The organism is Streptomyces sp. NPDC056503 (assembly GCF_042794995.1).
Taxonomy (GTDB): domain Bacteria; phylum Actinomycetota; class Actinomycetes; order Streptomycetales; family Streptomycetaceae; genus Streptomyces.
In genome coordinates this window covers 1-13,903 of record NZ_JBHTST010000187.1, presented here as the reverse complement: position 1 = coordinate 13,903, position 13,903 = coordinate 1, and the positions used below count along the sequence as shown (strand labels likewise).

The 13,903-nt window shown below is 70.8% G+C and carries 11 protein-coding genes; 4 read left to right on the top strand and 7 right to left on the bottom strand.

The genetic code is table 11. The features are described 5' to 3' along the window. Positions 1-54: 54 nt before the first annotated feature. From ACFQ8C_RS34275 to ACFQ8C_RS34265, 3 genes are read right to left on the bottom strand one after another with little or no spacing between them, the layout of a single operon-like run. The gene (locus ACFQ8C_RS34275) at positions 55-822 is read right to left on the bottom strand and encodes an amino acid ABC transporter ATP-binding protein (protein ID WP_383465423.1); all 768 of its coding nucleotides are present in this window, start codon (positions 820-822) and stop codon (positions 55-57) included. Further along, on the bottom strand, positions 819-1,769 hold the full coding sequence (locus tag ACFQ8C_RS34270) for an amino acid ABC transporter permease (protein WP_383465421.1): 951 nt from the start codon (positions 1,767-1,769) through the stop codon (positions 819-821). The genes ACFQ8C_RS34275 and ACFQ8C_RS34270 overlap by 4 nt, the downstream gene beginning before the upstream one ends. Positions 1,770-1,808: 39 nt before the next feature. Then, positions 1,809-2,768, bottom strand: a complete 960-nt coding sequence (locus ACFQ8C_RS34265; protein WP_383465419.1) for an ABC transporter substrate-binding protein — start codon at positions 2,766-2,768, stop codon at positions 1,809-1,811. A 547-nt stretch (positions 2,769-3,315) separates the two neighbouring features. On the opposite strand from ACFQ8C_RS34265, the gene ACFQ8C_RS34260 reads away from it, so the two are divergent. From ACFQ8C_RS34260 to ACFQ8C_RS34250, 3 genes are all read left to right on the top strand, one after another. After that, on the top strand, positions 3,316-4,527 hold the full coding sequence (locus ACFQ8C_RS34260; RefSeq protein ID WP_383465417.1) for an NADP-dependent malic enzyme: 1,212 nt from the start codon (positions 3,316-3,318) through the stop codon (positions 4,525-4,527). Between the two features lie 179 nt (positions 4,528-4,706). Continuing rightward, positions 4,707-5,672, top strand: coding sequence for a zinc-binding dehydrogenase (locus ACFQ8C_RS34255; RefSeq protein ID WP_383465415.1), 966 nt, complete (start codon positions 4,707-4,709; stop codon positions 5,670-5,672). 119 nt (positions 5,673-5,791) lie between these two features. Then, positions 5,792-7,168 carry a cellulase family glycosylhydrolase gene (locus tag ACFQ8C_RS34250; protein WP_383465425.1) on the top strand — a complete coding sequence of 459 codons (1,377 nt, stop codon included), beginning with the start codon at positions 5,792-5,794 and terminating at the stop codon, positions 7,166-7,168. Between the two features lie 19 nt (positions 7,169-7,187). On the opposite strand, the gene ACFQ8C_RS34245 is transcribed toward ACFQ8C_RS34250, so the two are convergent. After that, on the bottom strand, positions 7,188-8,105 hold the full coding sequence (locus ACFQ8C_RS34245) for a helix-turn-helix transcriptional regulator (RefSeq protein ID WP_383465414.1): 918 nt from the start codon (positions 8,103-8,105) through the stop codon (positions 7,188-7,190). Between the two features lies 1 nt (position 8,106). Then, positions 8,107-9,021 (bottom strand): DUF4097 domain-containing protein, encoded by a 915-nt coding sequence (locus tag ACFQ8C_RS34240; protein ID WP_383465412.1) that lies wholly within the window; start codon positions 9,019-9,021, stop codon positions 8,107-8,109. Positions 9,022-9,220: 199 nt separating this feature from the next. On the opposite strand from ACFQ8C_RS34240, the gene ACFQ8C_RS34235 reads away from it, so the two are divergent. Then, positions 9,221-10,036 (top strand): hypothetical protein, encoded by an 816-nt coding sequence (locus ACFQ8C_RS34235; protein WP_383465410.1) that lies wholly within the window; start codon positions 9,221-9,223, stop codon positions 10,034-10,036. A gap of 129 nt (positions 10,037-10,165) precedes the next feature. Here ACFQ8C_RS34235 and ACFQ8C_RS34230 read toward each other — a convergent pair whose 3' ends face one another. Together ACFQ8C_RS34230 and ACFQ8C_RS34225 are read right to left on the bottom strand one after the other, a co-directional pair. Continuing rightward, entirely contained in the window at positions 10,166-10,348 is a 183-nt protein-coding gene (locus tag ACFQ8C_RS34230; RefSeq protein WP_019075209.1) for a DUF6104 family protein, read from the bottom strand. 89 nt (positions 10,349-10,437) lie between these two features. After that, positions 10,438-13,903, bottom strand: a 3,466-nt coding sequence (locus ACFQ8C_RS34225) for a multifunctional oxoglutarate decarboxylase/oxoglutarate dehydrogenase thiamine pyrophosphate-binding subunit/dihydrolipoyllysine-residue succinyltransferase subunit (RefSeq protein ID WP_383465408.1), incomplete at its 5' end; no start/stop codon positions are given.

The window sequence follows — 13,903 nt, the reverse complement described above, 5'->3', positions numbered from 1 at the left end:
GTACGGGCTCGCGCCCGTACCGCCCCTCTCCGTACGCCTGGCGGCGTCTCCGCCTTACAGCACCTTCGACAGGAACGCCTTCGTCCGGTCGTGCTGCGGGTTCGTGAGGACGTCCCTCGGGTGGCCGGACTCGACCACCACGCCGCCGTCCATGAAGACCAGCGAGTCGCCGACCTCCCGGGCGAAGCCCATCTCGTGGGTGACGACGATCATCGTCATGCCCGACTCGGCCAGGTCCCGCATGACGTCGAGGACGTCACCGACGAGCTCCGGGTCGAGCGCCGAGGTCGGCTCGTCGAAGAGCATCAGCTTCGGCTCCATCGCCAGCGCGCGGGCGATGGCCACGCGCTGCTGCTGGCCGCCGGAGAGCTGCGAGGGGTAGTTCCCCATCCGGTCCCGCAGGCCGACCCGGTCGAGCAGGCGCTCGGCGCGCTCGCGGGCGACGGCCTTGGACTCGCCCTTCACCTGGATGGGCGCCTCCATCACGTTGGCCAGGGCCGTCATGTGGGGGAACAGGTTGAACCGCTGGAAGACCATGCCGATGTCGCGGCGCTGGGTCGCGACCTCGCTGTCCTTCAGCTCGTAGAGCCGGTCGCCCTTCTGGCGGTAGCCCACGAGCTGCCCGTCGACCGAGAGCCGGCCGCCGTCGATCCGCTCCAGGTGGTTGATGCAGCGCAGGAAGGTCGACTTGCCGGAGCCGGACGGGCCGACCAGGCAGAACACCTCCCCGCTGCGGACCTCCAGGTCGATGCCACGGAGGATGTGGGCGGCGCCGTAGGACTTGTGGACGCCCTCCGCCTTGACCATGAGCTCGCCGGTCATGCCGATGCCTCCGGGGAACGCTTGAACGTGGTGAGGTTCGTCCTGACCCGCTGCCACGGGGTGGGCGGCAGGTTACGGGTCGAACCGCGGGCGAAACGGCGCTCCAGGTAGTACTGGCCGACGCTGAAGACGCTGGTCAGCGCCAGGTACCAGATGGATGCCACGAAGAGCATCTCCATCACCGCGCCGGAGGTGCTGCCGATGTTCGACGAGGCGCGGAGCAGCTCGGTGTACTGCACGGCCGAGACCAGCGACGAGGTCTTCAGCATGTTGATGAACTCGTTGCCCGTCGGCGGCACGATCACGCGCATCGCCTGCGGGAGCACGATCCGGCGCATCGTCTTCGTCTGGGACATGCCGAGCGCGTGCGCCGCCTCGGTCTGGCCCTCGTCGACCGACTGGATGCCGGCGCGGACGATCTCCGCCATGTACGCGCCCTCGTTCAGGCCGAGGCCCAGGAGGGCCACCATGAACGGGGTGAGGACCTGCGAGGTCTCGTCCTTGTAGATCGGTCCGAGGTTGACGTACTCGAAGATCAGGGCCAGGTTGAACCAGACGAGCAGCTGGACGTAGACCGGCGTGCCGCGGAAGAACCAGATGTAGAGCCAGGAGACGGCTCCGGTGACCGGGTTGTTCGACAGCCGCATCACGGCGAAGACGATGCCGAGGACGAGGCCGAGCGCCATCGCGGAGATGCTGATCAGGACGGTCTTCCAGAGACCGACGAGGACGGACTCGTCGAAGAGCTTGTCCCACACCGTGTCCCAGATGATGTTGCCCTGGGAGAAGGCGTAGACGAGCCAGCCGAGGAGCGCGACGACGACGACAGCGCTGATCCAGCGGCCGTAGTGCCGGACCGGGATGGCCTTGATCGCCTCGTAGGGGGTGCCCGAGGGGCCGGACCCGGCCGGCGCGCCGCCCGGGTCCTTGCTGATCTTGTCAGTCATGACGACTGCCCTTCAGTGGTGCGAGGGGGAGAGAGCAGGTCACTTGCCGGCGTTGATGGTCGCCGACTTGACCGCGCTGCCCTCGACGTCCCACTTCTTCAGGGCCTCGGCGTAGGTGCCGTCCTTGATGATCGCGTCGAGCGCCTCCTTGACGGCGTCGCGCAGCTGGGTCTTGTCCTTGGAGACGGCGATGCCCATGAGGCCGACGTCGGTCTGGTTGCCGACGACCTCGAAGTCGTTGCCGCCGCCGGAGGTCTTCGCGATGTACGCGGCGACCGGGTAGTCGTTCAGGTCGGCGACCGCACCGCCGGCCTTCACGCGGGTCTGGGCCTCGGCGTCGGTGTCGAAGGCCTGGATCGTGAGCTTGTTCGCGCCGCACTTCTCGGCCTGGGCCTTGAAGGTGTCCTCGTAGATCGTGCCGCGCTGGACGGCGACGGTCTTGCCGCAGAGGTCGTCAAGGGAGTCGACGCCCTGCGGGTTGCCCTTCTTGACCAGCAGGGAGACGCCGGAGGAGAAGTAGTCGACGAAGTCGACGCCCTTGCCGATCTTCTTCCCGTCGTCGTCCAGGCCCTCCTGGCGCTTCTTGTTGTCCGTCATCGAGGACATGACCAGGTCCTGGCGGCCGGTCTCCAGGGAGGTGATCAGACCGTCGAAGGTGCCCGAGGTGAACTCGAACTTCACGCCGAGCTGCTTGCCGAGCGCGGCGGCGATGTCGGGGTCGACACCGACGATCTTGCCGTCCTGGGTGAACTCCATCGGAGCGTAGGAGGCGTCCGTGCCGACCTTGACGACGCCGGCCTTCTGGATGTCGGCGGGCAGCTTGGAGAAGAGCGGGGCGGAGTTGGCGGCGGTGCCGCCCTCCTTGGTGGAGCCGCTGTCGGTCTGGTCACCGCAGGCGGTCAGCAGCATCGAGCCGGCGACCGCGATGGCGGCGACCGCGGCAAGACGGGACGTGCGGGTCTTGGCGGCGGTCGTACAGCGCGTGGAGCGTGCGGTCATGGTCGGGATCCTCCGGCGTGTGAGGGAGTTGCCATAGGCGTTGCCAATGGGCCGCGTACGCGTCTTCGAGTGTCGCGACCTCGTGTGATTACGGCATCTTGCCATTCGGACCGCCTCAAACCGACGGCCACGGATGTCAAAATCGGGTAACGGGTCGCGGTCGAATCCCGACAGGCCGGTACATCAGGGCCGGATCATCTTTCGTCCCCTTCCCTCTTCACCGAAGAATCTACGGTCGATCTCGCCATTCGGACGGCATGAAGAGGGCCAAACGGGTAGTGATGCCATGTGTCCTGATATCGAGTGACGAGTCGTTCTCCGTCCGCGTCCGGAAGCACTCGGTATGAGTCGCATCACCGAGCGGATACGGACTCGTCTGCGGTGCCGTCTGTCCGGTAAGAAGGATCCTTACACCCCTCATCCGGGGCTCAGGGCGCGTTGTGCGGCGCGCCCGCGCGGCTGCCCGACACGGCGGCCGCGGGACCCGCCCACCGCTCCACACCAGGAGCGGCAACCCTCGACAACAGACATAAGGGGTCTCACCCACATGGCAGCGGAGATCGTCAATCCTCGCAGCGAAAGCGGTACGGAAGGAGCTCCCGAGGAGCTCTTCGACCCGGCTTTCGCTCTCCACCGCGGCGGCAAGATGGCCATTCAGGCCACCGTCCCCGTCCGTGACAAGGACGACCTGTCCCTCGCGTACACCCCCGGCGTCGCCAAGGTGTGCACCGCCATCGCCGAGCAGCCCGACCTGGTCCACGAGTACACGTGGAAGTCCCAGGTCGTCGCCGTCGTCACCGACGGCACCGCCGTGCTCGGCCTCGGCGACATCGGCCCGGAGGCCTCCCTCCCGGTCATGGAGGGCAAGGCGATCCTCTTCAAGCAGTTCGGCGGCGTGGACGCCGTCCCGATCGCCCTCGCGACCACCGACACCGACGAGATCGTCGACACCGTCGTCCGGCTCGCCCCGTCCTTCGGCGGTGTGAACCTGGAGGACATCTCGGCGCCGCGGTGCTTCGAGATCGAGCGCAAGCTCCAGGAGCGCCTCGACATCCCGGTCTTCCACGACGACCAGCACGGCACCGCCATCGTCACCCTCGCCGCCCTGCGGAACGCGGCGAAGCTGACCGGCCGGACCCTCGGCGACCTGCGCGCCGTCATCTCCGGCGCGGGCGCGGCCGGCGTGGCCATCGCCAAGTTCCTGCTGGAGGCCGGCATCGGCGACGTCTGCGTCGCCGACCGCAAGGGCGTCGTCAGCAGCGACCGCGAGGACCTCACCGACGTCAAGCGCGAGATCGCCGGCCTCACCAACAAGGCGGGCCTCTCCGGCTCCCTGGAGACCGCCCTCGCCGGCGCCGACGTCTTCATCGGCGTCTCCGGCGGCACGGTCCCCGAGGCGGCCGTCGCCTCCATGGCCAAGGACGCCTTCGTCTTCGCCATGGCCAACCCGAACCCCGAGGTCCACCCCGACGTCGCGCACAAGTACGCGGCGGTCGTGGCCACCGGCCGTTCGGACTACCCCAACCAGATCAACAACGTCCTCGCGTTCCCCGGCATCTTCGCCGGCGCGCTCCAGGTCCGGGCCTCCCGGATCACCGAGGGCATGAAGATCGCCGCCGCCGACGCCATCGCCGGTGTCGTCGGTGACGCGCTCGCCGCCGACTGCGTCATCCCGTCGCCGTTCGACGACCGGGTCGCCCCGGCCGTCGCGGCCGCGGTCGCCGCCGCCGCGCGCGCCGAGGGCGTCGCCCGCCGCTGACGCCCCGTCCGCGGAAGCCCCGAGAGGGCCCCGTCCCGCTCCGCCGCATCGGACCGGGACGGGGCCCTCTCGCGTGCCGACGGGCCCGCCGGGCCGGATACGTGGACGGGACACGGGGGACATGCGTCACACCGGAGTGTGGTTCCGCGTGCCCTCCGGGCCCCCCTAGGGTCAGGGCCATGTTCGCTGCCTACGCCGCCCGAATCGACCACGACCAGCCCCTGAGCGGTCTCGAGTTGGGCGAACGCCCCGAGCCCGAGGTGCGCCCCGGCTGGACCACCGTCACCGTCAAGGCCGCCTCGCTCAACCACCACGACCTGTGGTCGCTGCGCGGGGTCGGACTGCCCGCGGAGAAGCTCCCGATGATCCTCGGCTGCGACGCCGCCGGGATCGACGAGGACGGCAACGAGGTCGTCCTGCACTCCGTCATCGGCCAGTCCGGCCACGGCGTCGGACCGGACGAACCGCGCACCGTCCTCACCGAGCACTACCAGGGCACCTTCGCCGAGCGCGTCACCGTCCCCCGCTGGAACGTGCTGCCCAAGCCGAAGGAGCTCTCCTTCGCCGAGGCCGCCTGCCTGCCCACCGCCTGGCTGACCGCCTACCGGATGCTCTTCACCAACGCCGGGGTCCGCCCGGGCGACTCGATCCTCGTCCAGGGCGCCGGCGGTGGTGTCGCCACCGCCGCGATCGTCCTCGGCAAGGCGGCCGGCCTGCGGGTCTTCGCCACCAGCCGGGACGAGGCCAAGCGGAAGCGGGCCGTGGAGCTCGGCGCCGTCGAGGCGTACGAGCCCGGGGCGCGGCTGCCGTACCGGGTGGATGCCGTCATCGAGACCGTCGGCGCCGCGACCTGGTCGCACTCGGTCAAGTGCCTGCGCCCCGGCGGCACGCTGGTGATCTCCGGCGCCACCAGCGGCGACCGCCCCGCGCACGCCGAACTGAAGCGCATCTTCTTCCTGGAGCTGAAGGTGATCGGCTCCACGATGGGCACCAAGGACGAGCTGGAGGACCTCCTCTCCTTCTGCGCGGCCACCGGGGTCCGTCCGGTGATCGACGAGGTGCTGCCGCTGGACCGGGCCCGCGAGGGCTTCGAGAAGCTGGCCGCCGGCGACGTCTTCGGAAAGATCGTGCTGACGACCTCTTGATACGGGTCGGTCGACCTGATGGGATCTCCGGCACGTGAAACGTGAACAACGCTCACTTCCTCGTGCCGGAGGCCACCTTGCTGCGCACCACCCTTCTCACGGGCGCCCTCGCCGCCTCACTGCTCGTCCCGACCTCCGCCCGGGCGGAGAGCGGGAGCACCGGGGGCGACGGGATACCCGCCCTCACCGACTCCCGCGGCCGCGCCCTCACCCTCCGCGGCTGGAACGTCGGGGACAAGGCGCACAGCGGTGACGCCGCCCTCTCCTCCGTCACCGAGAACCACTTCCGGGACATGCGGGCCAAGGGCTTCAACACGGCCCGGCTCCTGGTCTTCTGGGACGACCTGGAGCCCCGCCCCGGCCAGTACAGCCAGGGCTACCTCCGCAAGATCGAGCGGGTCCTGGACTGGGCGGCCGAGCACGACGTCCAGGTCGTCCTCGACGCCCACCAGGACGTCTTCGGCCCCGCCTTCGACCACCGGGGCATCCCCGCCTGGGCCACCCGCACCGACGGCCTCCCCTTCACCCCGCACCCCGACGACTGGTTCTCCGAGTACTTCGAACCCGCCGTCCAGCGCGCCTTCACCCACCTCTACGAGGACGAGGACCTGCGGCGCGCCCAGGCCCGCATGTGGCGGGTGCTCGCCGACCGCTTCGAGGACCACCCGGCCGTCCTCGGCTACGACCTGATCAACGAACCGATGGGCGAGCTGCGCGAGGGCGAGGACCTGGCGACGGCCGCGCGGCGCATCGAACGGGACCAGATCACCCCGATGTACAACCGGATCGCGGACGAGATCCGTTCGGTCGACCGGGACTCCTGGATCTTCGTCGAGCCGACCCCGATCGTGGGCGAGGGTGTCCCGACCGGGCTGGGCAGGATCGACGACCCCAAGGTCGTCTACGCCCCGCACTTCTACAACAGCGCGATGGAGGTGGGCGGCGACTACGACCCCTCGGCCCGCTGGATCGAGAACTACGAGGCGGCGGTCACCCTCTACCCCAAGGAGTACAAGGTCCCCGTCGTCGTGGGGGAGTGGGGGCCGCTCAACAACTCCCTCCCGAACATGAACCGCTTCTACCGGGAGGCCATGGCCTCCCTCGGCCGCTACGGCTCCGGCTGGACCGGCTGGGAGTGGTGCTACGGCGGTGGCTACTGCGCCGTCGACTCCGCCGGCGCCTTCCGCACCAACAAGGAGCTGACCGCCGAACCGTACGCGGAGGCCGTCGCCGGCCGGGTGCGCTCCACCGCCTACGACCCGGCGACCGGCGTCTACCGCCTGGAGTACGACGCCGCCGGCCGCCGCGGCTCCCGCGTCACCGAGCTGGCGCTGCCGCCCGGCGACTGGAAGGTCACGGCCCGCGGCGCCCTCGTCCTCCGCGACAGGGGCCGTGACAAGGACCGCGGCCGGGGCGCCGACCGGGTCCGCGTCCTCGCCGCCCCGGACGCCCGGGTCACCGTCACCGTGACCCGGGCCGCGCCGACGACCCGCTGACGCAGGGGCGGGCCTCCGGTCAGGACTCCGCGCGGGGGCGGAGTATCCCGGTGATCCGGCTCGCCGTCGCGGACAGGTGGTGACGGGCCTCGGCGAGCTGCGCGTCCGTCACCCCGTGGTCGCGGGCCACGTCCCGCACCTCGTCCCGGAAGCGGTCCAGGAGCCGGTCCAGGTCCCGCGCCGGGTCACCGGAGCCCGCCCCTTCCCGCGCCCACTCCGGAACCACGGCCTCCCCGGCCGCGTCCGGCACCGTCACGTCCACCGGAGGCGCGGCCGCCGCGCCCGCACGGGCCTTGGTGTGGCCCGAGACCAGGTCGCCCAGCTGGGCGGTGATCCCCGACAGCCCCTCCCGGACGGCCTGCGGCCACTCGCCCTTCGCGAAGCGGCTCTGGACCTCGTCCTGGACCTGCTGGGCGATCCGCTGGAACTCCTTCGCCTGGAGCTTCGCCGAGCGGGCCTCCTCCTTCGCCTGCCGGGCCTGCTCCTTCCACTCCCGCTTGGCCTTGCGCAGCTCCTCCTTGACGTCGGCGAAGGAGCCCTCCTCCGTCGACCGCGCCTGGCTCGCCGCCGCGCGCATCTCGCTGCGCACCCGGCCGGCCGCGCCCTGTACGTCCTCCCGGATCTCGGCGGCCAGCGTCGCGACGGAGTCCCGGATCTCCCGCTCCAGGGCGTCGAGTTCGGCGTCCCGGCCGGCCAGCTCGGCACGGCCCGCGTCGGTGATCGAGTAGACCTTCCGGCCGCCCTCGCTGGTGTGGGTGACGAGCCCTTCGGCCTCCAGCTTGGCCAGCCGCGGGTAGACCGTGCCGGCCGAGGGGGCGTACAGGCCCTGGAAGCGCTCCTCCAGGAGCCTGATCACCTCGTAGCCGTGCCGGGGAGCCTCCTCCAGCAGCTTGAGGAGGTAGAGACGGAGTCGGCCGTGCGCGAAGACGGGGGACATGTCAGAGCACCTTTCCGGACGAGGGGGAGGCGGGGGAGGCGGTGGGGCCGTCGGAGGGCCCGTCGGAGGGTTCGGCGGGTGTGGCGCCGGGGTCCTCGGCGGACTCGGGGCGGCGGAGGAGGGCGATCGAGCCGGAGACCGTGGTCGCCTTGAGCGTGCCGCTGCCCGCGCCGAGCGTCCCGGTGATGGACTTGGTGCCCCACTCGCCGCCCACCCGCAGGTCCTCGAAGGCGTTCGACACCGCGCCGCTCGTGGTGCTCGCCTCGACCCGGGCGTCCGCCGGGTGCGGCAGCCGGATGGCGACCTCGCCGGAGACGCTGGTGAGCCGGATGTCGGCCGGCGGAGCCCCGGCCGGAGCCGGGTCCAGGTCCAGGACCATGTCCCCGCTGACGGTCTCCGCCCGTACCGCCGAGCCCGAGCCCTCGATCACCGTCACGTCACCGGTCACCGAGACGACCCGCAGCGCGCCCGTCACCGACTGCGCCTCCAGGGCACCCGAGACGGTCTCGGCGCGGACCGGACCGGAGAGCCCCACCAGCGTCGTCCCCCCGGTCACCCCGCGGACCTCGGTGCGGCCGCGCAGACCGGAGACCACCGTGTCCGCCGAGACCGCGCCCACCTCGACCTCGGCGCCGGCCGGGACGGCGACCGAGACGACCGCCCGCCGCCTGTGGGCCTTGCTGTCGAGCCACTTGAGGATGCCCTTCCAGTGCAGGTCCTCATAGGTCACGGTCAGCGTGGAGCCCTCCTGGGTGACGATCAGGGGCGGGCCCTCGATCTCGGAGATCTCCAGCCGCGCCGTGCTCTCGTCGGTTCCCACCACGTTCACCGCGCCGCCCACGACGCGGACGCGCAGCCGTGTCACGGGGTCGGCGGGCGCGAGTTTCACCGGCTCGGTGACGGACCACTCGGTCATGGTGCTGACCTCCCGTTTCCTCGAAGCATTCCTCGGAGCTCACGTCGGCGGCGCCTGACGACGCAGCCCATCGCGACGTCATATCGCGACTTCGAGATTCACGATATATCGCGGTGTGATCGAGTCAACCCTGATTCATCCCTGACAGGGTCGAGGCAAACACCGCCGTACACGGACAAACTGGCCTAGCGTAGGGCCCATGAACGCGACATCCGGACCGAGCCCCGCCGGGGCGCTGCTGCTGTGCCGAGCCGACCCCCCGGCGGTCCGGCCGCCCGCCCAGCTCCTGCGGGAGCCGCTGCTCCTCGCCCCCGCCGGAGCCGGCTGGAGCGTCCTCGTACCGGAGGGGAAGCCCTGGCAGGACGGCGAGGAGCCGGTCGAACGGGTCGTCACCGGCTGGGCCACCGCCCTCGCCGTCTCCGCCGCCGGCTGGCCCGTCCTCGCCCTCTGGTGGGACCGGGACCGCGCCGGGATCACCCTCGCCGCCGGCTTCCGCCGCACCGTCGGCTACACCTGGCTCGCCGCCGGCACCCCGGCCGGCGAGGACGAGGCCATGCGGACCCTCGCCGACCGCCTCGCCCTCGACCCCGTCCTCGACGTCCAGGCGCTGGAGCCGCTCACCCTCCCCGACCGCGAGGCCGACGCGCGCACCCGCCTCCTCGGCCTCGTCGCCGTCCTCACCCGCACCGGACTCGCCCTGCCCCCCGGCGTCGACCCCGGCGAGTCCCCCGACCGGCTCCGCGAGGCGGCCCTCGCCGCCGACGCCGAGCAGCTCGAATGGCCCGGCTGGCGCGACGCCGTCCTCGACGAGCTGGACGTCGTGGAGGAAGGCCCCCTCGGCCCGTACGTACGCGGCCCCCGGGCACGCCTCCTGGGCGGCGTCCAGCTCGCCGCGGGCGTCCCGCTGCTCCTCTGGGGGCTCGGCAGGCGCAGCGGCGGCTGGGCCACGGCGGGAGCCCTCCTCGTCGCCCACGGCGCCGCGGGCCTCGTCTACGACCGCCTCCGCGCGCGCTGACGGACCCCGGAAACGCCGGTGCCCCCTCCCCTAGGGGAGGGGGCACCGCGCGACGACGGCCACGCGAGGGCGGCCACACGGCCGCGCGACGACGGCTACGGCTCCATGAGGGCGGCCACGCGAGGACGTCTACTCGTCGTCGTCCTCGTCGTCGAGACGGGCCAGCCAGGTCGCGAGGCGCTCGACCGGCACCTCGAAGTCGGGGTTGAGATCGACGAAGGTCCGCAGCTGCTCGGCGAGCCACTCGAAGGTGACCTCCTCCTCGCCGCGCCGCTTCTCCAGTTCCTCGATGCCACGGTCGGTGAAGTACATGCGGTCCAGGATAGGCCCGCCCGGACACGCCGGAGGCCCGGCACCCCCCGGAATCGAGGGGTGCCGGGCCTCCGCGCGAGGCGCCGACGTCAGGCGTCGAAGACCTCGTTGACCAGCTGCTGCTGCTCCGCCTGGTGACGCTTGGCCGAGCCGACCGCCGGGGACGAGGAGTGCGGGCGGGAGATCCGGCGCAGGCGCTCGCCCGCCGGGATGTCCGCGCCGACCGCCAGGTCGAGGTGGTCGATCAGGTTGAGCGCGATGAACGGCCAGGCACCCTGGTTCGCCGGCTCCTCCTGCGCCCAGATGTACTTCGCCGCGTTCGGGTACTTGGCGATCTCGGCCTGGAGCTCGGCACCCGGCAGCGGGTACAGGCGCTCCAGACGGATGATCGCGGTCTCCGTGTCGCCGCGCTTCTGCCGCTCGGCCTCCAGGTCGTAGTAGACCTTGCCGGCGCAGAAGACGACCTTGCGGACGGCGGCCGGGTCGGCGGTCGAGTCGCCGATGACCGGGCGGAAGCCGCCGGAGGTGAACTCCTCCACCTTGGACGCCGCGGCCTTCAGACGCAGCATCGACTTCGGGGTGAAGACGATGAGCGGCTTGTGGTGCGGGTTGTGCACCTGCCAGCGCAGGAGGTGGAAGTAGTTCGACGGCAGCGTCGGCATGGCGACCGTCATGTTGTCCTGGGCGCACATCTGGAGGAAGCGCTCCGGGCGGGCGGACGAGTGGTCCGGGCCCTGGCCCTCGTAGCCGTGCGGCAGGAGGAGGGTGACGCCGGAGGTCTGGCCCCACTTCTGCTCGGCCGAGGAGATGAACTCGTCGACGACGGTCTGCGCGCCGTTGACGAAGTCGCCGAACTGCGCCTCCCAGACCACCAGGGAGCTGGGGCGGGCCAGCGAGTAGCCGTACTCGAAGCCCATCGCCGCGTACTCGCTGAGCAGCGAGTCGTAGACGTTGAAGTGGGCCTGGTCCTCGGCCAGGTAGAGCAGCGGGGTGTAGTCCTCGCCGGTCTCCTGGTCGACCAGGACCGCGTGGCGCTGGCCGAAGGTGCCGCGGCGGGTGTCCTGGCCCGACAGGCGGACCGGGGTGCCCTCCATCAGCAGGGAGCCGATGGCGAGGGTCTCGCCGAAGCCCCAGTCGATGGTGCCGTCGTCGATGGAGGCGGCGCGGCGCTGCATCTGCGGCAGCAGGCGCGAGTGGACCGTGATCCGCTCCGGGATGTTGACCTGCGACTCGGCGATCCGCTTCACGACCTCCTGGGAGACCGCGGTGGTGACGGCGACCGGGAACTCGGCCTGCGCGTCCGGCACGTGGGCCGGCGCCGGGGCGGCGGTGGCCTCGCGGACCTCCGCGAACACCTTCTCCAGCTGGCCCTGGAAGTCCTGGAGCGACTGCTCCGCCTCTTCCAGGGTGATGTCGCCGCGACCGATGAGCGACTCGGTGTACAGCTTGCGTACCGAGCGCTTCTTGTCGATCAGGTTGTACATCTGCGGGTTGGTGAACGAGGGGTTGTCGCCCTCGTTGTGACCGCGGCGGCGGTAGCAGATGAGGTCGATCACGACGTCCTTGTTGAACGTCTGGCGGAACTCGAAGGCGAGCCGCGCGACGCGGACCACGGCCTCCGGGTCGTCGCCGTTCACGTGGAAGATCGGCGCCTCGATCATGCGGGCCACGTCGGTGGCGTACATGGAGGAGCGGGACGACTCGGGAGCCGCCGTGAAGCCGACCTGGTTGTTGATGACGATGTGGACCGTGCCGCCGGTGCGGTAGCCCCGCAGCTGCGACATGTTCAGGGTCTCGGCCACCACGCCCTGGCCCGCGAAGGCCGCGTCGCCGTGCAGGGCCACCGGCAGGACGGTGAAGTCCGTGCCGCCCTTGTTGATGACGTCCTGCTTGGCGCGGACGACACCCTCCAGGACCGGGTCGACCGCCTCCAGGTGGGAGGGGTTGGCGACCAGGGAGACCTTGATCTCCTCGCCGTCGAGACCGGTGAAGGTGCCCTCGGCGCCCAGGTGGTACTTGACGTCGCCGGAGCCGTGCATCGACTTCGGGTCGAGGTTGCCCTCGAACTCGCGGAAGATCTGCGCGTACGACTTGCCCACGATGTTCGCGAGGACGTTGAGGCGGCCGCGGTGGGCCATGCCGATGACGACCTCGTCCAGGCGGGACTCGGCGGCGGAGTCGATGACCGCGTCGAGCAGCGGGATGACGGACTCGCCGCCCTCCAGGGAGAAGCGCTTCTGGCCGACGTACTTCGTCTGCAGGAAGGTCTCGAAGGCCTCGGCCGCGTTCAGGCGGCGCAGGATGCGGAGCTGCTCCTCGCGCTCCACGCGCGCGTGGGGACGCTCGACGCGGTCCTGGATCCACTTGCGCTGCTTCGGGTCCTGGATGTGCATGAACTCGATGCCGGTGGTGCGGCAGTACGAGTCGCGGAGCACGCCGAGGATGTCGCGGAGCTTCATCATCGACTTGCCGGCGAAGCCGCCGACCGCGAACTCCCGCTCCAGGTCCCACAGGGTGAGGCCGTGCTCGGTGATGTCCAGGTCGGGGTGCTTGCGCTGCTTGTACTCCAGCGGGTCGGTGTCGGCCATGACGTGGCCGCGGACCCGGTAGGAGTGGATCAGCTCGAAGACGCGGGCGGCCTTGGTGACGTCGTCGTCGTGCGAGGCGTCGATGTCCTTGAGCCAGCGGACCGGCTCGTAGGGGATCCGCAGCGACTGGAAGACGTCGTCGTAGAAGCCCTGCTCGCCGAGGAGGAAGTTGGCCACGACGCGGAGGAACTCGCCGGAGGCGGCGCCCTGGATGACCCGGTGGTCGTAGGTCGACGTCAGGGTCATGACCTTGGAGATGCCGAGCTTGTTCAGGGTGTCCTGGGAGGTGCCCTGGAACTCCGCCGGGTAGTCCATCGAGCCGACGCCCATGATGACCGACTGTCCGGGCATCAGACGCGGGACGGAGTGGACGGTGCCGAGGCCGCCGGGGTTGGTCAGGGAGACCGTGACGCCGGTGAAGTCCTCCATCGTCAGCTTGCCCACGCGGGCGCGCTTGACGATGTCCTCGTAGGCCTGCCAGAACTCGAAGAAGTTGAGCGTCTCGGCCTTCTTGATGCCCGCGACGACGAGCTGGCGGTCGCCGTTCGGCTTCACCAGGTCGATGGCGAGACCGAAGTTCACGTGCTCCGGCTTGACCAGGGTCGGCTTGCCGTCCTTCTCCGCGAAGGAGTAGTTCATGGACGGCATGGCCTTGATCGCCTGCACCATGGCGTAGCCGATGAGGTGGGTGAAGGAGATCTTCCCGCCCCGGGCGCGCTTCAGGTGGTTGTTGATGACGATCCGGTTGTCGAAGAGCAGCTTCACCGGGACGGCGCGGACGGACGTGGCCGTCGGCACCTCCAGCGAGGCGTTCATGTTCTTCGCGACGGCGGCGGCCGGGCCGCGGAGCGTGACCAGCTCGGGGCCGGCGGGCGCCGCGGCGGCCGGAGCGGCCTTGGCGGGCGCCGGGGCGGCGGCGGCCGGGGCCGGCTTCACGGCGGCCGGAGCGGCCGCGGCGGGCTTCGCC